At 71.9% G+C, this 22,310-nt stretch carries 15 protein-coding genes; 9 read left to right on the top strand and 6 right to left on the bottom strand.

Annotated elements, in window-relative coordinates; translation table 11 throughout:
• The first annotated feature begins 10 nt into the window (after positions 1-10).
• The 7 genes from A2CP1_RS21590 to A2CP1_RS21560 all read left to right on the top strand — a co-directional run bounded on the left by A2CP1_RS21590 (position 11) and on the right by A2CP1_RS21560 (position 7,773).
• Positions 11-1,213, top strand: a complete 1,203-nt coding sequence (locus A2CP1_RS21590; protein ID WP_015935309.1) for an extracellular solute-binding protein — start codon at positions 11-13, stop codon at positions 1,211-1,213.
• A complete protein-coding gene (locus A2CP1_RS21585; RefSeq protein WP_015935308.1) occupies positions 1,210-2,919 on the top strand; it encodes a carbohydrate ABC transporter permease in 1,710 nt (569 codons plus the stop codon). Before A2CP1_RS21590 ends, A2CP1_RS21585 begins: the two co-directional genes overlap by 4 nt.
• Positions 2,919-3,800 carry a sugar ABC transporter permease gene (locus tag A2CP1_RS21580; protein WP_015935307.1) on the top strand — a complete coding sequence of 294 codons (882 nt, stop codon included), beginning with the start codon at positions 2,919-2,921 and terminating at the stop codon, positions 3,798-3,800. Before A2CP1_RS21585 ends, A2CP1_RS21580 begins: the two co-directional genes overlap by 1 nt.
• 38 nt (positions 3,801-3,838) lie before the next feature.
• A complete protein-coding gene (locus A2CP1_RS21575) occupies positions 3,839-4,642 on the top strand; it encodes a glucodextranase DOMON-like domain-containing protein (RefSeq protein WP_015935306.1) in 804 nt (267 codons plus the stop codon).
• Positions 4,643-4,730: 88 nt separating this feature from the next.
• A complete protein-coding gene (locus tag A2CP1_RS21570; RefSeq protein ID WP_015935305.1) occupies positions 4,731-6,056 on the top strand; it encodes a maltoporin in 1,326 nt (441 codons plus the stop codon).
• An 88-nt stretch (positions 6,057-6,144) separates the two neighbouring features.
• Positions 6,145-6,627 (top strand): pullulanase-associated domain-containing protein, encoded by a 483-nt coding sequence (locus tag A2CP1_RS21565; RefSeq protein ID WP_011423177.1) that lies wholly within the window; start codon positions 6,145-6,147, stop codon positions 6,625-6,627.
• A 123-nt stretch (positions 6,628-6,750) separates the two neighbouring features.
• The gene (locus A2CP1_RS21560; RefSeq protein ID WP_015935304.1) at positions 6,751-7,773 is read left to right on the top strand and encodes a hypothetical protein; all 1,023 of its coding nucleotides are present in this window, start codon (positions 6,751-6,753) and stop codon (positions 7,771-7,773) included.
• 12 nt (positions 7,774-7,785) lie between these two features.
• Here A2CP1_RS21560 and A2CP1_RS21555 read toward each other — a convergent pair whose 3' ends face one another.
• The 3 genes from A2CP1_RS21555 to A2CP1_RS21545 form a co-directional block, all read right to left on the bottom strand.
• Positions 7,786-8,034 carry a hypothetical protein gene (locus A2CP1_RS21555; RefSeq protein WP_015935303.1) on the bottom strand — a complete coding sequence of 83 codons (249 nt, stop codon included), beginning with the start codon at positions 8,032-8,034 and terminating at the stop codon, positions 7,786-7,788.
• Between the two features lie 37 nt (positions 8,035-8,071).
• On the bottom strand, positions 8,072-9,145 hold the full coding sequence (locus A2CP1_RS21550; protein ID WP_015935302.1) for an HNH endonuclease: 1,074 nt from the start codon (positions 9,143-9,145) through the stop codon (positions 8,072-8,074).
• Positions 9,146-9,614: 469 nt separating this feature from the next.
• Positions 9,615-11,240 carry an alpha-amylase family glycosyl hydrolase gene (locus A2CP1_RS21545; RefSeq protein ID WP_015935301.1) on the bottom strand — a complete coding sequence of 542 codons (1,626 nt, stop codon included), beginning with the start codon at positions 11,238-11,240 and terminating at the stop codon, positions 9,615-9,617.
• 200 nt (positions 11,241-11,440) lie between these two features.
• On the opposite strand from A2CP1_RS21545, the gene A2CP1_RS21540 reads away from it, so the two are divergent.
• Positions 11,441-12,082, top strand: a complete 642-nt coding sequence (locus A2CP1_RS21540; protein ID WP_015935300.1) for a hypothetical protein — start codon at positions 11,441-11,443, stop codon at positions 12,080-12,082.
• 90 nt (positions 12,083-12,172) lie between these two features.
• Here A2CP1_RS21540 and A2CP1_RS21535 read toward each other — a convergent pair whose 3' ends face one another.
• The 3 genes from A2CP1_RS21535 to A2CP1_RS21525 all read right to left on the bottom strand — a co-directional run bounded on the left by A2CP1_RS21535 (position 12,173) and on the right by A2CP1_RS21525 (position 19,972).
• A complete protein-coding gene (locus A2CP1_RS21535) occupies positions 12,173-12,964 on the bottom strand; it encodes a hypothetical protein (RefSeq protein ID WP_015935299.1) in 792 nt (263 codons plus the stop codon).
• 41 nt (positions 12,965-13,005) lie between these two features.
• Entirely contained in the window at positions 13,006-14,103 is a 1,098-nt protein-coding gene (locus A2CP1_RS21530) for a baeRF3 domain-containing protein (protein ID WP_015935298.1), read from the bottom strand.
• A gap of 325 nt (positions 14,104-14,428) precedes the next feature.
• A complete protein-coding gene (locus tag A2CP1_RS21525; protein WP_015935297.1) occupies positions 14,429-19,972 on the bottom strand; it encodes a HAMP domain-containing protein in 5,544 nt (1,847 codons plus the stop codon).
• 198 nt (positions 19,973-20,170) lie between these two features.
• Here A2CP1_RS21525 and A2CP1_RS21520 point away from each other — a divergent pair, with 198 nt between their 5' ends.
• A complete protein-coding gene (locus A2CP1_RS21520; RefSeq protein ID WP_015935296.1) occupies positions 20,171-22,309 on the top strand; it encodes a hybrid sensor histidine kinase/response regulator in 2,139 nt (712 codons plus the stop codon).
• Position 22,310 lies beyond the last annotated feature (1 nt).

The raw sequence follows: 22,310 nt of genomic DNA, 5'->3' as shown, positions 1-22,310 counted from the left end.
AGGAGGAACCATGCGGAACCGCTCGCTGCTCGCCCTGCTCGCCGCCCTGCTGCTCCCCGGCCTCGCCTCCGCGGCGGAGGTGGTGGTGTGGCACGCCTACCGCGGCGCCGAGAAGGCCGCCTTCGAGAAGGTCGCCGCCGCGTACAACGCGCGCCCCGGCAACCCGAACAAGGTGACCACGCTCGCCGTCCCTTACGACGCGTTCGCCGACAAGATCTCCGCGGCGGTGCCGCGCGGCAAGGGGCCGGACGTCTTCATCTTCGCGCAGGACCGCCTGGGCGGCTGGATCGAGGCGGGCAACACCGTCGAGTCGATCGACTTCTTCATGGACGACGCGCTGAAGGCGCGCTTCATCCCCTCCACGCTCGAGGCGATGACCTACCGCGGCGGCGTGTGGGGGCTCCCGCTCAACTACAAGTGCATCGCGCTCGTCTACAACAAGAAGCTGGTGAAGGCGCCGCCGAGGACCAGCGCGGAGCTGGAGGCCGTCGCGAAGAAGCTCACCCAGCGCGCCGCGGGCCGGTTCGGCCTCGCGTACTCCTACTCCGACTACTACTACCACGCGGCCCTCCAGAACACGTTCGGCGGCCGGGTGTTCGACGCCGGCAAGCCCGTGCTCGACGCGCCCGAGAACGTGAAGGCGGCGGAGCTGCTGCAGGCCTGGATCAAGGCGGGCTTCATGCCGGCGGAGCCGTCCACCGCGCTCATCACCTCGCTGTTCAACGAGGGCAAGGCGGCGATGGTGTTCTCGGGCAACTGGTTCCTGGGCGAGATCGCCCCGGGCATCGACTGGGCCGTCGCCACGCTGCCGGCGCTCACCGAGGCGGGCGGGAAGCCCATGCGCCCGTGGACCACGGTGGAGGGCGTCTACGTGGCCGCGCCCTCGAAGCACAAGGACGCCGCGTTCGACTTCGTGAAGTTCGCCACCGACGTGGACGCCGCGCGGATCATGGCGCTCGAGGGCCGGCAGAGCCCCGCCAACGCGAAGGTCTACGCCGACGCGAAGGTGGCGGCCGACCCGGTGCTGGCCGCGTTCAAGAAGCAGGTGGACGTGGCGGTGCCCATGCCCAACCTGCCCGAGATGACGATGGTCTGGTCGCCCGCCACGACCGCCATGGGCGCCATCACCCGCGGCGGCGACGCGAAGGCCGCGCTCGCCAAGGCGCAGGCCAAGGTCACCGAGGACGTCGCGAAGCTGCGCAAGAGCAAGTGACCCGGCCCGTCTCCCACTGGCCCCGGGCGCTCGCGGCCCTCGCCGCCGGCCTCGCCGTCGCGGTCGCGCTCTCCTGGGCGTGGCTCCGCGCGGCCTCGGCCGGCGGGTACGAGGAGCGGGCCAGGGCGGAGGCGGTGGGGGCGGTCACGCAGCTCGCGAAGGCGGTGGAGCAGGCCGGGGGCGAGGGCGACGCCGCCCGCGCCGCGCTCTCCGCCTGGCAGGCGGGCCAGCCGGCCGGGACGGTGGCGCGCCTGGTGATCGTCTCCGGCGCGCGCCTGGAGGGCTCGACCGATCCGCGCGACGTAGGCGAGCGCGCCGCGCCGCGCCGGCTCCAGCGCGACGAGAAGTGGGCGTACGACCAGGCCCAGCGCCTCCGCGGCGTCGTGATGGAGAACGCGGAGCAGGGCTTCGCGCGCGCCGAGGTGGAGGTGGAGCGCCTCCAGGGCCGGTACGCGCTCGGGGCGCCCGTGCGCAAGGACGGCGCGGTGGTGGGGGCGGTGGAGGTGGACCGGCCCGCGAAGCCCCCGCCGGCCGCGCCCGGCGTGCCGGCCGCGCTCGCCGCGGTGGCGCTGCCGCTCCTCGTGCTCCTGCCGCTCCGGCGCGCCGTGGCCCGGAGCGGGCCGGCGCTCGCGGCGGCGCTCGTGCTGTACGCCGCCGGCGTGGGCGGGTTCGCGGCCTGGGCGCTGCGGCTCGCGGGAGGGGGCGGCGAGGGCGTCCGCGCGCTGGGGCTCTCGGCGGCGGTCGGGCTCGCGCTCTTGCTGTTCGTGGCGCTCGGCGCGGCGAGCCGCACGGGGGCGGCGCTCCGGCGGCACCGGGTGGCCTACGCGTACGCCGTCCCGGCGATGATCGGGATGCTGGTGCTGGTGTTCTTCCCGTTCCTGTACGGGGTGGTGCTCTCGTTCACCGGACAGACCATCTACAACACCAGCGCGCCGCTCACCGAGCTCTGGGTGGGCCTGCAGAACTACGTCGACATCCTGCGGACCTTCGCGTTCCGGATGCCCGACGGCAGCCCGTCCTTCTACTGGACGCTCGCGTTCAACGTCATCTGGACGGTCACGAACGTCGCCATCGGCGTCTCGCTGGGCCTGGTGCTGGCGCTCATCCTCAACACCCGCGGGCTCGCGTTCCGGCCGATCTACCGCGTGCTGCTCATCCTGCCCTGGGCCATGCCGAACTACATCACCGCGCTCATCTGGCGCGGCATGTTCCACCGGCAGTTCGGCGTCGTGAACTACGGGCGGATGCTGTTCGGGCTCGACCCCATCTCCTGGTTCGATCACCCGTTCACGTCCTACCTCACCGCGCTCGCCACGAACGGCTGGCTCTCCTTCCCGTTCATGATGGTGGTCTCGCTCGGCGCCCTGCAGTCGATCCCGGCCGACCTCTACGAGGCGGCGCGGGTGGACGGCGCCACGCGCTGGCAGCAGTTCAAGGCCATCACGCTCCCGTCGCTGAAGCCCGCGCTGGTCCCCGCCGTGATCCTCTCGGTGGTGTGGACCTTCAACATGTTCAACATCATCTTCCTCGTCACCGCGGGCGAGCCGAACGGCACCACCGAGATCCTCATCACCCAGGCGTACAAGTACGCGTTCCAGCAGTACCGCTACGGCTACGCCGCCGCGTACTCGACCGTCATCTTCCTCATCCTGCTCGCCTACGGCGTGTTCCAGAACCGGGTCACGCGCGCCACGGAGGGGATCTGATGGCGTCGCGCCGCGAGGAGCGGATCCCGCACTGGATCCTGCACGCCGTGCTGGTGGGGATGGTGCTCGTCACCGTCTACCCGCTGCTCTGGGTGATCAGCATCGCGCTCTCCGGCGGGCAGAGCCTGGCGCTGGCGTCGCTGCCCGCGGACCCTGGCAAGCTCGATCTGCTCCGGGCGGTGATCCCGTGGCCGGAGCGCTTCAGCGCGGCGAACTTCACCGCGGTGTTCGGCGACCAGCCGTTCGGCCGCTGGATGCTGAACAGCGTGATCGTGTCGGCCGCCACGACGGTGCTGGGGGTGTTCCTGGCGTCCACCGCCGCCTACGCGTTCTCGCGCTTCCGCTTCCCCGGGCGGCGCACCGGGATGATGTCGTTTCTCGTGTCGCAGATGTTCCCCGGCACGCTGATGCTCATCCCGCTCTACATCATCATCGTGAAGTGGCTGGGGCTCGGCTCGACGCGCATCGGGCTGGTGCTCACCTACGCCACCACCGCCATCCCGTTCTGCGTGTGGATGCTGAAGGGCTACTTCGACACCATCCCGCGCGAGCTGGAGGAGGCGGCCATCATCGAGGGCGCCGGTCCGGCGCGGGTCTTCTGGACGGTGGTGGTGCCGCTCGCGAAGCCGGCCATCGCCATCACCGCGCTGTTCTCGTTCATGACCGCGTGGAACGAGTTCATCCTCGCGGCGACGTTCATGGACAAGGAGGAGATGTACACGGCCCCCGTCGGCCTGCGCTTCTTCGTCGGCGGGTTCTCGCAGCAGTGGGGGTACTTCGCGGCCGGCTCGATCATCGTGTCGATCCCGGTCGTGGTGCTGTTCCTGTACCTCCAGAAGTACCTCGTGTCCGGCCTCACCGCCGGCAGCGTGAAGGGCTGAACCACGCCGCGTCCCGCGGCACTCGGAGGAGTCGAACCATGATTCACCGTCTCGTGCTGGCAGCGCTCGCCGCCCTCGCGGCCACCACCGCCGCGGCGCAGGAGGTCGTGTTCAAGGATCCGGTCGGCGACGACAACGGGCCCGGCAAGTACGTCTACCCGACCGACCCCGTGTACAAGGCCGGCTCGTTCGACCTCACGCAGCTCGAGGTCACCGAGAAGGGCGACAAGGTCACCTTCGAGATCACGGTGAACTCCGACCTCGAGGACCCGTGGGGCATGCCCGCGCCGGCGAACTTCTCGGTGCAGATGGCGTTCATCCACGTCCAGACCGGCAAGGGCCCGAGCTTCACCAAGGGGCTGCCCGGCACCAACGTCGTGTTCGCCAAGGACTCCGCCTGGAACAAGGTGGTGATCCTCTCGCCGCAGCCGGCGGGCCGCGTGCGCTCGGAGGCGAAGCAGAAGGCGGCCGACCTGCTCGCCGCCATCGTGGTGCCCGACGAGACCATCGGGAAGGGCCGCACCATCACCGGCACGGTGAGCAAGAAGGACCTGGGCGAGGGCTCCATCGCGAGGTGGGGCTACCAGGTCCTGATGCAGTCGAACGAGGGCTTCCCGGACAAGACCGACCTGCTCACCCGCAAGGTGAACGAGTACGAGGGCCAGCACCGCTTCGGCGGCGGCACCGACACCGACTGCGATCCGCACGTGATCGACGTGCTCGCGGGCAAGGCGGTGGGCGACAAGTCGGAGATCGCGGCGCAGCACGAGATGCTCGCCTACGAGTGCAACGCGGACGGCACGGTGAAGAAGCCGGCCACGCTGACGCTGGTCCGCAAGTAGCGGGGGAGGGAAGGCGGCAGCGAGTGGGAGGAGGGCGGGGCCGGCACGGCCCGCTGGAGCAGCACGGGAGCATCACCAGGGAGATCACATGAACGCCAGAAAGACGTTGGTCGGCATCCTCGCGGCGGCGATCGCCTTCACGGCGATCCCGGCGCAGGCGGTCGAGCTTCACGGGTACCTGCGCACCGGCATCGGCGGCAACGAGGACGGCGGCAACCAGGTCTGCTTCCTGACCGCGCCGGTCGGCTACAAGTTCCGCCTCGGCAACGAGTGCGAGACCTACGCCGAGCTCGAGTTCGGCCAGACGCTGTACCGGGATCGCAGCGGCGTGCAGTTCGACTACGTCGGCATGCTGCACTACAAGACCGGCGGCCTCCGGAACGCGGAGCCGCTCAACAACAACAGCGGCGGCGACACCGCCATCAACGAGCTCGCGCTGCGGCAGAACTACATCATCGCGAAGAACCTGCCCTTCATGGGCGGCGCGGCGGTGTGGGTCGGCAACCGGTACTACCGCCGCAACGACCTCCACATCCTCGACTTCTTCTACTGGGACGCCTCGGGCCAGGGCGCCGGCATCGAGGACGTGGACCTGGCCGGCTTCGCCAAGGTCGCGTTCGCGGTGCTGCAGAACAAGGGTGGCTGGGGCCTCGGGTACGATCGCAACGACAAGACCGCCGTGTGGCGGCCCGACCTGCGCATCTACTCGATCCCGTTCTTCTTTGGCGGCAACCTCGAGGTCGGCGCGGAGCTGGCCATCAACAGCGGCAGCCCGCGCGGCGCCGACGTGCAGAAGGTGAGCCCGATGTTCACCCTGCAGCACGTGCAGCCGGGCCTGCTGGGCGGTTTCAACAAGCTCGCAGTCCAGTACGCCACGGGCACCATCGCGCCGATGACCGCCTACCCCGAGCCGCAGAACAGCGACAAGGCGGAGCGCTGGCGCATCGTGGAGCAGATGGTCGTGCAGCCGAACTCGCTCTTCTCCGGCATGCTCGCGTTCGTCTACGAGGACGTCTCGCACCAGTACGGCGGCGACGGCGCGTTCGACAGCTTCAAGACCTGGTCGCTCGGCGCGCGCCCGGTCTACCACGTGAACGACTACTTCAAGCTGCAGGCCGAGGTCGGTTACCAGTCCTTCAAGCCGAAGGATCCGCCGACCGACGAGGCGAAGCTGTTCACGGCGTCGTTCGCGCCGACCCTCTCGCCGGCCCCCGGGCCCGGCGGCGCCTTCTTCGTCCGTCCGGAGCTCCGGATGTTCGTGACCTACGCGAACTGGAACACCGCCGAGGCCGGCTTCCTGCAGAGCTGGAACGCCGTGTACTACTCGGGCCCGAACGGCAACGGTCCGTCGAGGGTCTTCGGCGACAAGAAGCACGGCGTCACCTTCGGCGCCCAGCTCGAGACCTGGTTCTAGCCGAGGCGCATCACCGGCGGGGCCGGGGGGCAGGTTCCCCCGGCCTCGGCGGCCTCGCCGATTACAGTCAGTGCAGGAGGGAACCGTCATGAAGCGTATCGTCGAAATGCTCGCGGCCGGCCTGATCGCCGCCGTGATGGGGTTCGCGGGGCCGGCGGCGGCCGAGGAGAAGGCGGCGGCCGCAGGTGACAACGTCACGCTCCACTACCACCGCGCCGACGGCAGCTACGACGGCTGGGCGCTCCACACGTGGGAGAGCTTCCAGGCGAAGTCCGAGGCGTCGGACGAGTGGGCGGCGAAGCAGATGTCGGACCGTCCGCTGAAGGGGGTGACCTGGTTCAAGCCCATGCAGCCGAGCGGCAAGGACGACTTCGGCGTCTTCTGGACGATCCCGGCGAGCGAGTACGAGAACGGCCGGGTGAACTACATCATCCACAAGGGCGACAAGAAGGATCAGTGCAACAAGGACATGTTCTGGATGATCAAGGACTCCAAGGAGGCCTGGGTCGTCTCGGGCGACTGCAAGGTCTACACGTCGAAGGCGGACGCCGAGAAGGCGATGAAGAAGTAGCCGCGCGACGGATCGACGCAGGGGGGACGGCCGGGGCGACCCGGCCGTTTCTCTTTGGGTGTTCTCACGTAGCGTGTGACGGGGTACGGTGGCGCCAAAGCTTCCAGCGAAAGGTGCCCTCCGATGCGTGCGCTCCCCGCTCTCGCCCTGCTCTCGGCCGTCGCCACCGGCCTCTCCGGCTGCAGCACGGGGGACTGCGCGGCCCCCGCCGGCTGCGTCCGGGCCGAGCGCCACGGCGGAGCCTGCGGCTGCGCCGAGTGGGAGATCGTGGATACGCAGGCAGTGACCCTGCCGTACGTGGTCACCGACGTCGACTACCAGCCGTTCGGAGCCGGCAGCGGCTCCTACACCGGACACGCCTGGGTCCCCATGCTCGACCGCTACTCCGACACGAGCGAGGGGACGAACGTCCGCATCGTGATCCGCTCTGCCGACGGAGGCGAGCGGGTGGCGCGCGTCGGCAACGTGGATCCGGCGACCGGCCTGGAGCGCGTCACAGAGAGCGTGTTGCGGACCCGCCGCGTCGTCACCCTGATCCTCGCGCCCGATCCCGTCGACATCTCGGATCCTGGTCGCGACTTCATCGAGCTGTGGATGAACGCGGCCCTGACCGTGGACACGGACGCCTCGGGCGCGAGGATCGTGCACTGGTCGCTCGGATCGGGGCCCGATCCCGCGGGCGGTGCGTACCAGGGGATCGCGATCCCGGTGCGGACGCTGCAGGAAGGCGGCTCGGGGGCGAGCTGGCTGGACGACTACCTCGCCGGCCTCGGGCCGGAGGGCCGTGCGGAGATCGTGGCCTTCGACGAGCGCGTGGCCGGGCCGCCCATGTCGGAGCGCTATCTGTGGATCGAGTCGTCGGTCGTGATCGACCGCCAGCACACGGCCACGCTGTACCAGTGGACCCCGTGCACGGACCCGGAGGCGTTCGAGGTGCTGGCCGAGACCGCCGTCCCGCTCGCGAACGGCGAGACCCTCGTGCTCCAGTACGGCGTGCAGGCCGACTCCACCTGCTCGCCGCAATCGCCCGGCATGTACCTCGAGATGACGCCTGGCTGCGAGACGGGGTACCAGATGTTCGTCGACCGGCTCTCCGGCAAGCTGATGATGCTCGCCTCGCCCCACGGTACCTGCACCGGGCCGTAGCGATCGCCGACCTCAGCGCCGCCGCGGCGCCAGCAGGAAGAACGGGATCCCCGCCAGCACCAGCACGACGGCGAGCTCCCCCCACCCCACGCGCCGGGTGAGCAGCAGCAGCCCCACCAGCACCGCGGCCGCGACGATCCCGATCCGCCCGCGCTTCCAGGCGCCCGTGCGCAGGAACCACGCCACGCCGACGACGGCGAGCGCGAGCAGGACGACGAGGAACAGCTCGGTGCGGCCCATGCCACCCATGGCGGCGGGCATGACAGCACGCGCGCCCCGTGGTGTCCACCGCGCCCGCTCATCCCTCGACAGGCTCGGGACGAGCGGTAGCCCGGTGCAGACGTCCCGGCGCGTACGCGTCGATCAGCGCGTCGCCGAACACCCGCCGCGCCGCCTCGAGGTTGTGCGCCGCGCAGAGCACGCGAAGGTTGCCCACGCTGGACTCCCCGCCCAGCGCGCGCGGCACGACGTGGTCGAGCTGCAGCGCATGCGTGGAGCCGCAGATCTCGCCGTTGGCGAGCCGCCACTGGCAGCACCCACCGTCGCGCCGCCAGACCTCCCGGCGAACGTGGGCAGGGATGTAGCCTGGGTCGCGGGAAGGCCGGACCGAGGCACGAGGCCGGTCCGAGGAACGAGCTCCGCCGCCCTTCCGCTTCTCCGCCTTCGCCAGCAGCAGATCCACCGCGGCCTCGAGGAGCGCGTCGTCGGAGAGATCCGGGCGAAGATCGCGCAGCCGCTCAAGCTTGCGCCCGAAACGTTCGCTTACCGTGACATGAAGCCGCTGAAGGGTCGCGGTGAGCGGTGTGACCGTCGCGCCGCGGGGAGAGTGCGCCGCGGCGGTCAGTTCAACAGTTGAACTGGACGCCACCGTCGTGCCCGTCGGTTCAACAGTTGAACCAAAAGTCACCGCAGGGACATTCAGTTCAACAGTTGAACCAGCCGGCGCCCGAGGCACCGCCGTGAGCACCGTCCGCACCGGCGGCGCCGGGTGCGGCGCGAGCGCCGCGACGACCTCGGTCGCCTCGTGCCGCGACAGCCCGAAGAACCGAGGCAGCACCGTCTCCCAGTTCTCCGCCGTGACGACCCGCGCCACCTCGATGATGGTCGTGAAGCACAGCCGCCCGTCCCGCAGCGGTTCGACGATGGCCGGGACCGCCTGGATCAGCTCCGCCGCGACCTTCCGGTACTGCGCCGAGCCCTTCGACAGCCCGAGGTCGCGATGCAGGTAGTGGAAGAGCGAGGCGTACCCCAGCTCCGCCCACGCGCGCCTCGCGTCGAAGCCCGCGAGCGCGACCAGGAACTCCGCGAGCGCCGAGCGCTCACGGCGTAGGAGGGTGGCGAGCCGATCCGAGAGTTCACGCGCAGTGCCCATGTCGACACTCTCTCACGCGTTTCCGGGCCCTCCCCGAACGCACGCATTCGGCGCCAGGCACGCGAAGGGGAGGGCAGGGTCGCAAACGCGCTCGGAACGAGAGCGCGAGGCGCAGGCGAGAGGCAGTGCGTTCTGGGCAGGGTTCCCGTGCGCCCAAGACCGCGGGATCGTCTTACAGTGAAGGGAGCGTCAACCGCGGAGCGCGTTCCAGTTGGGCTGCAAGCAGTCACTCAGCGTGACTTCGGTCCCGGCATCCCGCTCATGGTTCGACGGGGCTCACCATGAGCGGAGAAGCGCGGCCGCGCCCGGCGGAAGCCAGCCCCGCCCCGCCATCAGGCCTCTCGCAAGCCGATCCCCCGTCGCCGGCCGCGGCCAGCGAGGCCCGTCCCGCAAGCCCGCTGCCCGACCTCCAGCTCCGCTTCCGAACCCATTCCGGCCACGCACCCCCGCCGCGCCCTTCAAAGCCCCCCTACCTCACCCTCCAAACCCCGGAGGCCCGCGGCGGCAGCACGACCCGCCACCCCGTCCCGTCCCGCACCAGCGCCGCGCCAGGATCCACGAACACCGCCTCCGCAACCGCACCCGGCGCCTCCAGCCCCCCGATCTCGAGCGGCCCCGCCCCCATGTTGTGCACCACCAGCACCGTCTCCCCCTCGACCCGCCGCACGTACGCGAGCGCCGAACCCGGCGTCGACAGCGGCACCGCATCCCCGCGCGCGAGCGCCGCGGACCCCTTCCGCGCGCGCACGAGCGCCCGGTACCTCGACAGCAGCGACCCCGGATCGCTCGACTCGACCGCCACGTTCGCGCTCTCGTGCCCCGGCCCGAGCGGCATCCACGGGTCACCCCGGGTGAACCCGCCCTGCTCCGAGCGGTCCCAGGGCATGGGCGTCCGCTTCCACTCGTCCTCGCGGCCGGGGCCGTTCTGCATCCCCAGCTCCTCGCCGTAGTAGACGAACGGCGCGCCGGGGAGCGTGAGCAGGATCGCCGCCGCGAGCCGCAGCTTCCCGGCGTCGTTCGCGAGCTGCGTCGCGACCCGGAACTGGTCGTGGTTGGTGAGGAACGGCGCGTCCACCGCGCCGGGCGGATACGCCGCGGCGACCTCGCGGAGCACGTGCGCGGTGAAGCCGCCGTCGCCCGCGTCCACCCCCTCCACGATCGCCTTCGCGAGCGGGAAGTCGAACAGGAGCTGCAGCTCGTCCTTCCCGTCCCCGTAGTACCGCGCGATGTCGTCGGTCTCCGACCAGACCTCGCCCACCAGGACCGCGTCCGGCTTTCCGGCACGGACCGCCGCCGCGAGCTCGCGCAGGAAGACGTGGTTCTCCTGCGAGCCGGACTGGCCCGCCCCCGGGCCGGTCTCGACGAGGTGGCGGATGGCGTCGAGGCGGAACCCGTCCACGCCCTTCCCCAGCCAGTGCGCCGCGATCCGCTTCGCCTCCTCGCGCACGGCCGGGTTCCGGTAGTTCAGGTCCGGCATCCCGCTCCAGAAGATCGCGTAGTACCACTCGCCGCCGCGGCGGTACCAGGCGGCCTGCGACGGGTTCCACGGCTGCGTCCAGCCCGGATCGTCCGCGCGCCACACGTACCAGTCGCGGCGCGGCGAGGTGCGCGAGGAGGCCGACTCGCGGAACCACGGGTGCTGGTCGGAGGTGTGGTTGAGGACGAGGTCGAGGACCACGCGGACGCCGCGCCGGTGCGCCTCCGCGATGAGCCGGTCGAGGTCGGCCTCGGTGCCGTAGTCGGGGTTGACCTTCAGGTAATCGGTGACGTCGTAGCCGTGGTAGCTGGGCGAGGCGAACACCGGCATGAGCCAGATCGCGTCCACGCCGAGGTCGGTGGCGGTGGCCGGATCGCCGTCGTTCAGGTAGTCGAGCTTCGCGGTGAGGCCGCGGAGATCGCCCTTCCCGTCGCCGTCGGAGTCCGCGAAGCTGCGCACGAACACCTCGTAGAAGACCGCGCCCTTCCACCACGGCGCGGCCGGCGCGCCGGTGGCCCGGGCCGGGCCGGCGCCGGAGGATCCGGCGGGCGCGTGCGCGCACGCGAGCGCGGCGAGGGCGGCGGCGAGGAGCGCGGCGGGGCGGCGGGACGGGGTCATGCGGCCTCCGGGGGCGCGCCAGGGCGCCGGAGCCGCGACTCTAGCGCGCCGCGCGGCGGTCACCTGCGGTCGAAAAGGGCGCAGGCGTGCGGGAGGGACGGCGACGCCCCGCGCCCGGGGGATCGATCCCGGCGCACGCCCCAGGCGGCGGGCGGTGGCGCGCGAGGACGGCGCTATCCTGCGCGGCGCAAGGAGGCCGCATGGGCGCGAAGCTCACGCCGAAGATCATCCTCGAGGGCACCCGCCTCACGCACAAGACCGACCTCGCGTTCGCGCTGAACGAGCACCCGCGCATCGTCGGCCCGCGCAGGTACCGGTACCACTCGCCGCTCGTGTCGGCGGAGTGGTGCGCGTTCACCGACGTGCCCTGGGGCCGCGGACCCATCAACTACGCGCCGGAGGAGGAGGCCCAGGCGATGGAGACGTACGCCACCTGGGCCCGGCTGTTCGAGCTGAACCGCTACTACTCGTGGATCGTGGACCGCTTCCACGTCTCCACCCGCGCGTACCAGCTCCAGGCCGGCCGCCGCGACCCGGACTTCTCCTGGCTCGATCCGCGCCTGCGCGTGCTCGGCTTCCGCCACGTGCTCTGCACGCGCCGGCCGGAGACCTTCGCCGCCGCCCGCGCCGAGCGGCTGAAGATCTCCGGCAAGCCCTCGCAGTACGACGACCTCGACGCGTTCGTGCGCGAGCAGGACCTGTTCCGCCGGCTGGTGCGCGAGTCGTCGCTGCCCTGGCTCGAGCTCGACGTCACCGACGGCGACGTGGCGGGCGCGGCCGACCGGGTGGCGGGCTGGCTGGAGGGGACCGGCGGGCTCTCCGCGCCGTGGGGCGTCTCCTGACGCCCCGCCCGCACCCATCCCCTGACGCCGCCTCGTGCGCCCTCACGCGAGGCCGCCTCCACGCCCGCCCGCCGCGCTCACGCGCCGCCGTCAGGCTGCGCGCGGGGGCGGCGGTCGCGGGCCGGACGACGGCGCCAGCGTGCGCCGCAGCGTGACGGGCCGCTCCAGCGGCCGGGAGGTGACCCCCTCCACCTCCCACGCGCCGCGCACCTTCCGCAGCCGCAGGACGTTCACGCCGCGCGTCGGCGCGGGGGCGTCCGGCTCGTGCGCCTCGAACGCGCTCAGCGCCACCGCGACCTCGCCGAGGAGGTGCAGCGTCCGCTCCACCTCGCGGAGCCACACCTCGCGCCCCTCCAGCCGCGCCAGCGCCACGTACCGGTCCACCGGCAGGCCCGCGTCGGACGGCCCGCCGCGCCCGGTCTCGACGAGCGCCCCGGGGGCGAACAGCGCGGTGAACCGGCCCCAGCGCTTCTCGGCGGGCGCGCCCGAGGCCGACTCGTAGAACGTGCGCATCAGGCGCTCCAGGGCGATGAGGTCGGCCGGCGAGACCCGCCCCGCCGGTCCCAAATCGTCGAGCAGGTCGCCGTCCGGTCCGGCCTCGAGCGCCGTGCGCGCCTCGGCCCGGCGCTCGCGGAGCTCGCCGGCGCGGCGCCGCTGCCCGTACGCCCAGGCGCCCACCAGCGCCGCCAGCGGCAGCGGCGCGGTGGTGAGCGCCTGCGAGAGGGCGGTCGCGCCGGACGCGCCCAGGCTGGCCGCGCCCACCACGCCGGCGACGGCGAGCGCCACCGCCGCGGCCGCACCGAGCGCGGCGCGGGTGAGGAGCCTGCGCTCCTCCAGATCGAGCAGCTCGAGCCTGCGCTCGAGCCGCAGCTCCGTGAACATGTGCACCTCCTGTCCGGTCGGGGTCGGCGGGGACGATCGGCTCAGCTCCAGAACACCGCGGCGATGGGGGAGTCGCTGGGCATGCGGCTCGGATGCACCTCGACCACGTCGCCGCCGCGCAGCAGCGTGAGGTCGCAGAGCGCGTCGATGACGTCCGCGCCGGCGCGGGGCTCGCGACCGGGCGCGAGCGCGCAGGCGCCGCTGCGCGGGTCCACCCGGCCCGGCACGTGCGCGCCCTCGCGGTGGAGCAGCAGCCCCACCCGGCCGTCGGCGGCGGCCGCGGCGATCTCGTCGAGCCGGTCGCTCGCCTCGCCACGCAGCGACGCGCTCACGAACTGCGAGGCGGCGAGCTGCTCCACCTCCTCGTGGTGCGCGCGCACCAGGCCCCACGCGCGCGCGTGGAGCGCCTCCAGGTCCGCCACCTCCTCCTCGATCCCGTCGTCGAGCAGGTGCGGGTAGGCGCTCACCGCGCGGAACGGCGCGTGGTGCTCCGCCACGCCGGCCAGCACCAGCGGCGTGCCGCGGTCGTCCAGGAACGCGCAGAGCGCGTCGTCGAGCGCGCGGAACCGCCGCCGCAGGCGCGCCTCCTCCTCGCGCCCGGCCACCAGCCGGAGCGGCCGCACGGCCACCTCGTCCTCGCGCACCTCGCCCGCGAGCGCGGCGCGCAGCGCGCGAGGCGTGCGGGAGGGCTCCACCTCGGCGAGCGCCTCCGGCGTGCCCTCCAGCAGCTCGGCCGTCCCGCCGCCGAGGAGCCGGAGCACGAAGAACCGGCTCCGGTCCGCGTCGCGCAGGAGCGGCTTGGTGTGGAACGCGTCCGCCACGATCGCAAGCGCCGGCACCTCGAACGGCAGCTCGAAGGCGAGGTTGACCTCGTGCGAGCGCAGCAGCGCCAGCGCGCGGGCGCGCGGGGGCCACCCGCGCTCGAGCCCGCGGACCATCGGCTTCAGGAGCGCGTTCACCTCGTCGCGCGGGTGCGACGCCGCGAGGCGCCGCGCCGCCTCCTCGAGCAGCGCGTTCAGGCGCCGGCAGTCCTCCGGGCCGCCCGGCCACCCCGCGTCGAGCGTGAGGTACACGGACAGGCAAGGGGGCTCCTGGGGCCCGATGAGCCAGTGCAGATCCCGGATGGTCACGCGCTTCATGACGTGGAGCTCCTCTCTCCGGGCGGCGCGCGCGCGCGCGCCCCCGGCGCGGGTGGACGCTGGGGTGGTGCGGGGCCTGAGGTGCGAGGCTGCGTCCCGGCGGCGCTACGCGCGCTGCGCCAGGACGCGGGAACCAAGACAGGCCGGCGCCGGAGCGCACGCGGCCGCCGCCGGCCGGAGGGCCGGTGATGCCGCGAGGCGGGCGGAGGAGCGCTGGGCGAGGGTTCCGATCACGACGATCCCGTTGTCGGCCACGCGCGCGGGGAAGTCAACCGCACGCGGCGGGGCCGGCCGCCGCAGGCGCGCCGCGGCGGCCGCCTCCCGGCTATCGCGCCGCGCCGTTCACCGCGCCGCCCGGCCGCGCGTCGGGCTCGGCCAGCCAGCGGCCGATGACCGAGAGGAGCCGCTGCGGGTCCACCGGCTTCGCCACGTAGTCGGTGGCGCCGGCGGCGAGCGCGTCGTCGCGGTCGCCCGTCATCGCCTTGGCGGTGAGCGAGACGATGGGGAGCGCCCGGTAGCGCGCCTGCGCGCGGATGGCGCGGATCGCGGTGAGGCCGTCCATCTCCGGCATCATGGTGTCCATCAGCACCAGGTCCACCTGCGGGGACGCCTCCAGCACCTCCAGCGCCTCGCGGCCGTTCTGCGCGTGGATCACCTTCACGTGCGCGGTCTCGAGCACGCTGTGGATCGCGAACAGGTTGCGCATGTCGTCGTCGGCGAGGAGCACGGTGCGGCCGGAGAAGTCCACGCCGGCCGGCAGCTCCGGGTAGTCCTCCGGCCGCTCCGCCGCGAGCGCCATGGCCGGATCCCGGCCCGTCTCCGCGCCGGCCCAGCGCGCCGGCAGCACCAGCGTGAACACGCTGCCGCGCCCCGGCGCGCTCTCCACCTCGATCGAGCCGCCCAGCAGCCGGGCGATCTCGCGGGAGATGGTGAGCCCGAGGCCGGTGCCGCCGTACTTGCGGCTGGTGGTGCCGTCCGCCTGCTGGAACGCCTCGAAGATGAGCTTCTGCTTGTCCGCCGCGATGCCGATGCCGGTGTCGCGCACCGCGAACGCGAGCGCGCCGCCGGCGGCCGGGCCCACGTCGAGCACGACCTCGCCGCGCTCGGTGAACTTGAACGCGTTCGAGATGAGGTTCTTCAGGATCTGCAGGAGGCGCGTGGGGTCGGTGTGGATCCGCTCCGGGAGGTCCGGACCCATGCGCACCTGGAAGCCCAGCCCCTTGTGCTCGGCGACGTGGCGGAACGTCTGCTCCAGGTCGTCGCGCACCGCCTCGAGGCGCGTGTCGCGCGGCTCGATGGGCATCTTGCCCGCCTCGATCTTGGAGAGGTCGAGGATCTCGTTGATGAGCCCGAGCAGCTCGTGGCCGGAGGTGTAGACGGTGCTCGCGAACTTCACCTGCTCCGGGGTGAGGTTCCCGTCGCGGTTCTCGGCCAGCATCTTCGAGAGGATGAGCAGGCTGTTCAGCGGCGTGCGCAGCTCGTGCGACATGTTGGCGAGGAACTCGGACTTGTAGCGCGAGATGAGCTGGAGCTGCTCCGCCTTCTCCTCCAGGCTGCGGCTCGCCAGCTCCACCTCGGAGTTCTTCTGCTCGAGCAGGCGCGCCTTCTCGTTCAGCTCGGCGGCCTGCGCCTCCAGCTCGACGTTGGAGCGCTTCAGCTCGAGCAGCAGCCCCTCCATGCGCATGTTGGAGGAGATCATGTTCAGCACGAACCCGACCTTCTCCATGAGCTGGTCGAGGAAGGCGAGGTGGTTCGGGCTGAACTCGCGGAAGGAGGCGAGCTCGATGACCGCCTTGATCTCGCCCTCGAACAGGACCGGCAGCACCAGCAGGTTGCGCGGCGGCGCCTCGCCCATGCCGCTGGCGATGTAGAGGAAGCCCTCCGGCACGTCGCTCACGATGATCCGCTTCTTCTCGAAGGCGCACTGGCCGATGAGCGTCTCCTTCATGCGGTAGGTGCTGGAGAGGCTGCGCCGCCCGCCGAAGCCGTAGCTGCCGATGAGGCGCAGCACCGGCTCGTCCGGCACGCCGTCCTCCGGCTGCTCCAGCATGAAGAACGCGCCGTGCTGCGCGTCCACCAGCGGCGTCAGCTCGGAGATGATGGCCTGCGCCACCGAGACGATGTTCCGCTGGCCCTGCATCATGTTGGAGAAGTTGGCCAGGTTCGTCTTGAGCCAGTCCTGCGCGGTGTTCTTGTCGGTGGTGTCGCGCAGCGCCTCGATCATCTGGTTGATGTTGTCCTTCAGCGCGGCCACCTCGCCCTGCGCCTCCACCGCCACCTTGCGGGTGAGGTCGCCCTTCGTCACCGCGGTGGACACCTCGGCGATGGCGCGCACCTGCGCCGAGAGCGAGCCGGCGAGCTGGTTCACGTTGTCGGTGAGGTTCTTCCAGATGCCGGAGACGCCCGGCACCTTGGCCTGCCCGCCCAGCTTGCCCTCGATGCCCACCTCGCGGGCCACGCTCGACACCTCGTCGGCAAAGATGCCGAGCGTGCCGGTCAGGCCGTTGATGGTCTCGGCCAGCGCCGCCACCTCGCCCTTCGCCTCCAGGATGAACTTCTGGGAGAGGTCGCCGTTCGCGATGGCGGTCACGACCTTGACGATGCCGCGCACCTGCTTGGTCAGGTTCGCGGCCATGAAGTTCACGTTGTCGGTGAGGTCCTTCCAGATCCCCGACGCGCCCGGCACGTGCGCCTGCGCGCCCAGCTTGCCCTCGATGCCCACCTCGCGGGCCACGCTCGACACCTGGTCGCCGAAGGTGCGCAGCGTGTCGGTCATGCCGTTGATGGTCTCGGCCAGCGCGGCCACCTCGCCCTTCGCCTCCAGCACGAACTTCTGCGAGAGGTCGCCGTTCGCGATCGCGGTCACCACCCGGACGATGCCGCGCACCTGGGTGGTGAGGTTGGTCGCCATCAGGTTCACGCTGTCGGTGAGGTCCTTCCACACGCCCGAGACGCCGCGGACGTCGGCCTGGCCGCCCAGCTTGCCGTCGGTGCCGACCTCCTTCGCGACACGGGTCACCTCGGCGGCGAAGGAGTTCAGCTGGTCCACCATCACGTTGATGGTGTCCTTCAGCTCGAGGATCTCGCCCTTCGCGTCCACGGTGATCTTCTGCGAGAGGTCGCCGTTCGCGACCGCGGTGGTGACGAGCGCGATGTTGCGCACCTGGTTGGTCAGGTTCGCGGCGAGCGCGTTCACGTTGTCGGTGAGGTCCTTCCAGGTGCCGGACACGCCCTTCACCTCGGCCTGGCCGCCCAGCTTGCCGTCGGTGCCGACCTCCTTCGCGACGCGGGTCACCTCGGCGGCGAAGGAGTTCAGCTGATCGACCATCACGTTGATGGTGTTCTTCAGCTCGAGGATCTCGCCGCGCGCCTCGACGGTGATCTTCTGCGTCAGGTCCCCGTGCGCGACCGCGGTGGTCACCTTGGCGATGTTGCGCACCTGGTTGGTGAGGTTCGCCGCGAGGCCGTTCACGTTCTCGGTGAGGTCCTTCCAGGTGCCGGAGACGCCCTTCACGTAGGCCTGGCCGCCCAGCTTGCCCTCGGTGCCGACCTCCTTCGCGACGCGGGTCACCTCGGCGGCGAAGGAGCGGAGCTGATCGACCATCACGTTGATGGTGTTCTTCAGCTCGTAGATCTCGCCCCGCGCCTCGACGGTGATCTTCTGCGACAGGTCGCCGTTCGCGACCGCGGTGGTCACGAGCGCGATGTTGCGCACCTGGTTGGTGAGGTTGGCCGCGAGGCCGTTCACGTTCTCGGTGAGGTCCTTCCAGGTGCCGGACACGCCCTTCACGTAGGCCTGGCCGCCCAGCTTGCCCTCGGTGCCGACCTCCTTCGCGACGCGGGTCACCTCGGCGGCGAAGGAGCGGAGCTGGTCGACCATCACGTTGATGGTGTTCTTCAGCTCGAAGATCTCGCCGCGGGCCTCGACGGTGATCTTCTGCGAGAGATCGCCGTTCGCGACCGCGGTGGTGACGAGCGCGATGTTGCGCACCTGGTTCGTCAGGTTCGCCGCGAGGCCGTTCACGTTGTCGGTGAGGTCCTTCCAGGTGCCGGACACGCCGCGGACGTTGGCCTGCCCGCCCAGCTTGCCCTCCGTGCCCACCTCGCGCGCGACGCGCGTCACCTCGGCGGCGAAGGAGTTGAGCTGGTCCACCATCTTGTTGGTGGCGTCCTTGATCTGGGCGATCTCGCCCTTCACGTCGACGGTGATCTTCTGGGTCAGGTCGCCGTTCGCGATGGCGGTCGAGACCTTCGACACGTCGCGCAGCTGCACCGTCAGGTTGGAGGCCATGGCGTTGACGTTGTCGGTGAGGTCCTTCCAGGTCCCCGACACGCCGCGCACGTTGGCCTGGCCGCCCAGCTTGCCCTCGGTGCCGACCTCCTTCGCGACGCGGGTCACCTCGGCGGCGAAGGAGTTGAGCTGGTCCACCATCCGGTTGATGACGTCCTTGATCTGGAGGATCTCGCCGCGGACGTCGACCGTGATCTTCTGCGTCAGGTCCCCGTGCGCGATGGCGGTCGCGACCTTCGACACGTCGCGGAGCTGCACCGTCAGGTTCGCGGCGAGCCCGTTCACGTTGTCGGTGAGGTCCTTCCACGTGCCGGCGACGCCCTTCACGTCGGCCTGGCCGCCCAGCTTGCCCTCCGTGCCGACCTCCTTCGCGACGCGGGTCACCTCCGCCGCGAAGGACCGGAGCGTGTCGACCATCGTGTTGATGGTGTTCTTCAGCTCGTTGATCTCGCCCTTCGCGTCGACCGTGATCTTCTGCGACAGGTCGCCGTTCGCGACCGCCGTCGTCACCTTGGCGATGTTGCGGACCTGCGCGGTGAGGTTCGCGGCGAGCCCGTTCACGTTGTCGGTGAGATCCTTCCACGTGCCGGAGACGCCGCGCACGTCGGCCTGGCCGCCCAGCTTCCCCTCGTTGCCGACCTCCTTCGCGACGCGCGTCACCTCGGCGGCGAAGGAGGAGAGCTGGTCCACCATGGTGTTGATGGTGTCGCGCAGCTCGAGGATCTCTCCGCGCGCGTCCACCGTGATCTTCTGGGAGAGGTCGCCCTTCGCGACCGCGGTCGTGACCTTGGCGATGTTGCGGAGCTGCGCGGTGAGGTTGGCGGAGAGGCCGTTCACGTCGTCGGTGAGGTCCTTCCACGTGCCGGTCAGCCCCTTCAGCGCGGCCTGGCCGCCCAGCTTGCCCTCGCTGCCGACCTCGCGCACCACGCGCCGGACCTCGGCGGACACCGCGCTCAGCTGGTCCACGAGCGCGTTCACGCTGGTCGCGATCCGCAGGAACTCCCCGCGCACCGGCCGGCCGCCCAGGTCGAGCGCGACCTTCTGCGAGAGGTCGCCGGTGGCCACGGCGGTGAGGACGCGCGCCACCTCGTTCGTCGGCGCGACCAGGTCCGAGATGAGCTGGTTCACCGCGCCCACCCCCGCCGCCCAGCCGCCGCGCGCCGGGCCCACCGAGGCGCGCTCGGTCGAGCGCCCCTCCTGCCCCACCACCCGGCCCACGCGCACCAGCTCGTCGGTGGCGTGCTCGTTCAGCGCGAGCAGGTCGTTCAGCAGCTCGCCGGCCTGGTTCAGCAGGCCGTCGCGCCGGTAGGGCAGCCGGACCGAGAAGTCGCCGGCCTTCGCCGCCTTCAGCACCTCGACGAGCTGCGCGAGCTCCTCGCGGTCCTCCGGGTCGAGCGCCTGGAGGCGCGCGTGCGCGCCCGGTGCCGGCGTCGAGGTGCGTCCGTCTGCCACCTCGTCGCCGTTGACGCGCCCCGGTCCGCCCGGCGCGCGCGCGGCGCCGGCGCGGGCGGCGCGAGCCGGCACGGGCGGGGGAGGGGGAGCACCAACGTGGGGCTTCACGCGCGCGCGGCTCGTCATGGGGGTTCCTCGGAAGAGTAGGACGGGAAGAGGGATCCATTTCTCCATCTGGAGCGCGTTTCTCCATTCCCCGCCGGGGGGTTTCGTTGACTGTCAGTACGAACAGACCCTGGCGGGAAGGGGCCGCACCGGGGGCGTTACGCATGCGGGGGGTCGAACGGATCATGGACGCATTTCGGCGGAGCCTCCGGAGCGTTCATGGACGGTGTCGAGCCCGTGAAGATCCTGCTGGTCGACGATCGGCCGGCGAACCTGCTGGCGCTCGAATCGGCGCTCTCCGGGGCGGGGTACGAGCTGGTGAAGGCCGGATCCGGCGCGGAGGCGCTGCGGTTCCTGCTGCGCGACGAGTGCGCGCTCATCCTGCTCGACGTGAACATGCCGGAAATGGACGGGTACGAGACCGCGCGCCTGGTCCGGCAGAACCCGCGCACCCGCAACATCCCGGTCGTCTTCATCACCGCGTACGGCGCCGACGAGCGCCGGGTGCTGAGCGGCTACGAGGCGGGCGCGGTCGACTACCTGTTCAAGCCGGTGACCCCCGAGCTGCTCCGCTCCAAGGTGGCGGCGTTCGTGGCGCTGCACCGCGCGCAGCGGCAGATCCTGGCGCAGGCGGAGCAGCTCCGGGCGCACGAGCGGCGCGAGCACGCCCTGGCGCTGGCGCAGCTCGAGCTGCAGAGCCTGCGCCGGCAGGAGGCGGCGCAGAAGCGCTACCGCACGCTGGTCGAGGGGATCACCCACGCGCTGGTGTGGGTGATCGATCCCGACACGCTGGTGTGCCGCTTCGTGAGCCCGAGCGCCGAGGCGATCCTCGGTCACCCGGCGGACCGCTGGACCGCGGACCCTGGCCTGTTCGCGGCGGCGCTGCACCCGGCCGATCGCGACCAGGTGCTGGCGTCGCTCCGCGCCATCACGGCCGGCAGCCACGGCACCACGCTGCAGCACCGCTTCGTGCGCGCCGACGGGTCCGAGGCGTGGTTCGAGACGGCGGCGCGGCTCCTGCCCGGCGAGGACGGCGCCGGCCTCGAGCTGCGCGGCTTCTCGGTCGAGGTGACCGAGGTGGTGGAGGGGCGCGCCGCGCTGGAGCTCCTGGCGCGGGCGACCGCCGAGCTGTCCGGCTCGCTCGACTGCCGGGACACGGTCGCGCGCGCCGCGGCGGTGGCGGTGCCGTCGCTCGGCGAGGGCTGCGCGGTCGAGGTGGTGGTCGATCCGCGCGCCCCGCCCGTGCGCGCGGTCGCCCACGTCCGCCCGGAGGCGCGCGAGGCGCTCGAGCGCGTGGCCCGTCACCCGTCGCTCGGCCGGGGGCCGGAGCGCGGCACCGAGGTGATCCAGGATCCGGCCGGCCTGCTGGACGCGGACGGCGAGGGGCTGGCGCGCGATCTCGACGCGCTCGCCGCCGCGGAGATCGTGCAGGTCGCGCTCACCGCGCACGACCAGCGCCTCGGCACCATGCGCCTCTTCACCTCGCGCCCGGCGCGCGCCCGCGACCTCGAGCTCGCCGCCGAGCTGGGCCGGCGCGTCGCGCAGGCGGTGGAGAACGCGCTCCTCTACCACCGCGCGAAGGAGGCGGTGGAGCTGCGCGAGCGCTTCCTCTCCATCGCCTCGCACGAGCTGCGCACGCCGCTGGCGGCGCTGCTGCTGCAGGCTCGCGTGCTGAACCAGCTCCTCGACACCGGGCGCATCCCGGTGCCGCCCGGCTCGCGCGAGGAGCTGCAGCGGCGCGTACGCGGCGCGGTGAAGCAGGTGGAGCGGCTCGGCGGGCTCGTGAACAGCCTGTTCGACCTGGCCCGGATCCGGAGCGGGCGCCTGGCGCTGGAGCGCGCCCCCTGCGACCTCGTCGAGATCGCGCGCGACGTGGCCGGGCGCTTCGAGGACGTGCTCGCGCTGCAGGGGCGCGCGTTCACGGTGGAGACGCCGGAGGCGCTGCGCGGCGTGTGGGACCGCGGGCGCGTGGACCAGGTCATCACCAACCTGCTCTCCAACGCGGTCAAGCACGGCGCGTCCGGGCCGGTGGCGCTGCGCGTCTCGCGGCGCGGCGCCGCGGTCGAGGTGGCGGTGAAGGACGCCGGGCGCGGCATCTCCGAGGCGGACCGGGCGCGCATCTTCGAGCTGTTCGAGCAGGGCGAGCGGAGCGCGGGCACCGGGGGGCTCGGCCTCGGGCTCTACATCACCCGCAGCATCGCCGAGGCGCACGGCGGCCGCGTGTCGGTGGAGGCGCCGGAGGGCGGCGGGGCCGTGTTCCGGCTGGAGCTGCCGGTCGGCGTGGAGGAGTCCGAGCGCGAGGCTGCGTCGCCACCGGCGCGGGAGCTCGACGACGGGCGCGCCCTCGTCGGCGGCTAGC

It is taken from the genome of Anaeromyxobacter dehalogenans 2CP-1 (genome assembly GCF_000022145.1).
Lineage (GTDB): Bacteria > Myxococcota > Myxococcia > Myxococcales > Anaeromyxobacteraceae > Anaeromyxobacter > Anaeromyxobacter dehalogenans.
Note: the sequence above shows the minus strand (reverse complement) of the source record. Positions and strands in the feature narration are given on the sequence as shown.

Coding starts and splice junctions, on each gene's coding strand:
- A2CP1_RS21590 (WP_015935309.1), top strand. CDS start 11: ATGCGGAACCGCTCGCTGCTCGCCCTGCTCGCCGCCCTGCTGCTCCCC.
- A2CP1_RS21580 (WP_015935307.1), top strand. CDS start 2,919: ATGGCGTCGCGCCGCGAGGAGCGGATCCCGCACTGGATCCTGCACGCC.
- A2CP1_RS21575 (WP_015935306.1), top strand. CDS start 3,839: ATGATTCACCGTCTCGTGCTGGCAGCGCTCGCCGCCCTCGCGGCCACC.
- A2CP1_RS21570 (WP_015935305.1), top strand. CDS start 4,731: ATGAACGCCAGAAAGACGTTGGTCGGCATCCTCGCGGCGGCGATCGCC.
- A2CP1_RS21565 (WP_011423177.1), top strand. CDS start 6,145: ATGAAGCGTATCGTCGAAATGCTCGCGGCCGGCCTGATCGCCGCCGTG.
- A2CP1_RS21560 (WP_015935304.1), top strand. CDS start 6,751: ATGCGTGCGCTCCCCGCTCTCGCCCTGCTCTCGGCCGTCGCCACCGGC.
- A2CP1_RS21555 (WP_015935303.1), bottom strand. CDS start 8,034: ATGCCCGCCGCCATGGGTGGCATGGGCCGCACCGAGCTGTTCCTCGTC.
- A2CP1_RS21550 (WP_015935302.1), bottom strand. CDS start 9,145: ATGGGCACTGCGCGTGAACTCTCGGATCGGCTCGCCACCCTCCTACGC.
- A2CP1_RS21545 (WP_015935301.1), bottom strand. CDS start 11,240: ATGACCCCGTCCCGCCGCCCCGCCGCGCTCCTCGCCGCCGCCCTCGCC.
- A2CP1_RS21540 (WP_015935300.1), top strand. CDS start 11,441: ATGGGCGCGAAGCTCACGCCGAAGATCATCCTCGAGGGCACCCGCCTC.
- A2CP1_RS21535 (WP_015935299.1), bottom strand. CDS start 12,964: ATGTTCACGGAGCTGCGGCTCGAGCGCAGGCTCGAGCTGCTCGATCTG.
- A2CP1_RS21530 (WP_015935298.1), bottom strand. CDS start 14,103: ATGAAGCGCGTGACCATCCGGGATCTGCACTGGCTCATCGGGCCCCAG.
- A2CP1_RS21525 (WP_015935297.1), bottom strand. CDS start 19,972: ATGACGAGCCGCGCGCGCGTGAAGCCCCACGTTGGTGCTCCCCCTCCC.
- A2CP1_RS21520 (WP_015935296.1), top strand. CDS start 20,171: ATGGACGGTGTCGAGCCCGTGAAGATCCTGCTGGTCGACGATCGGCCG.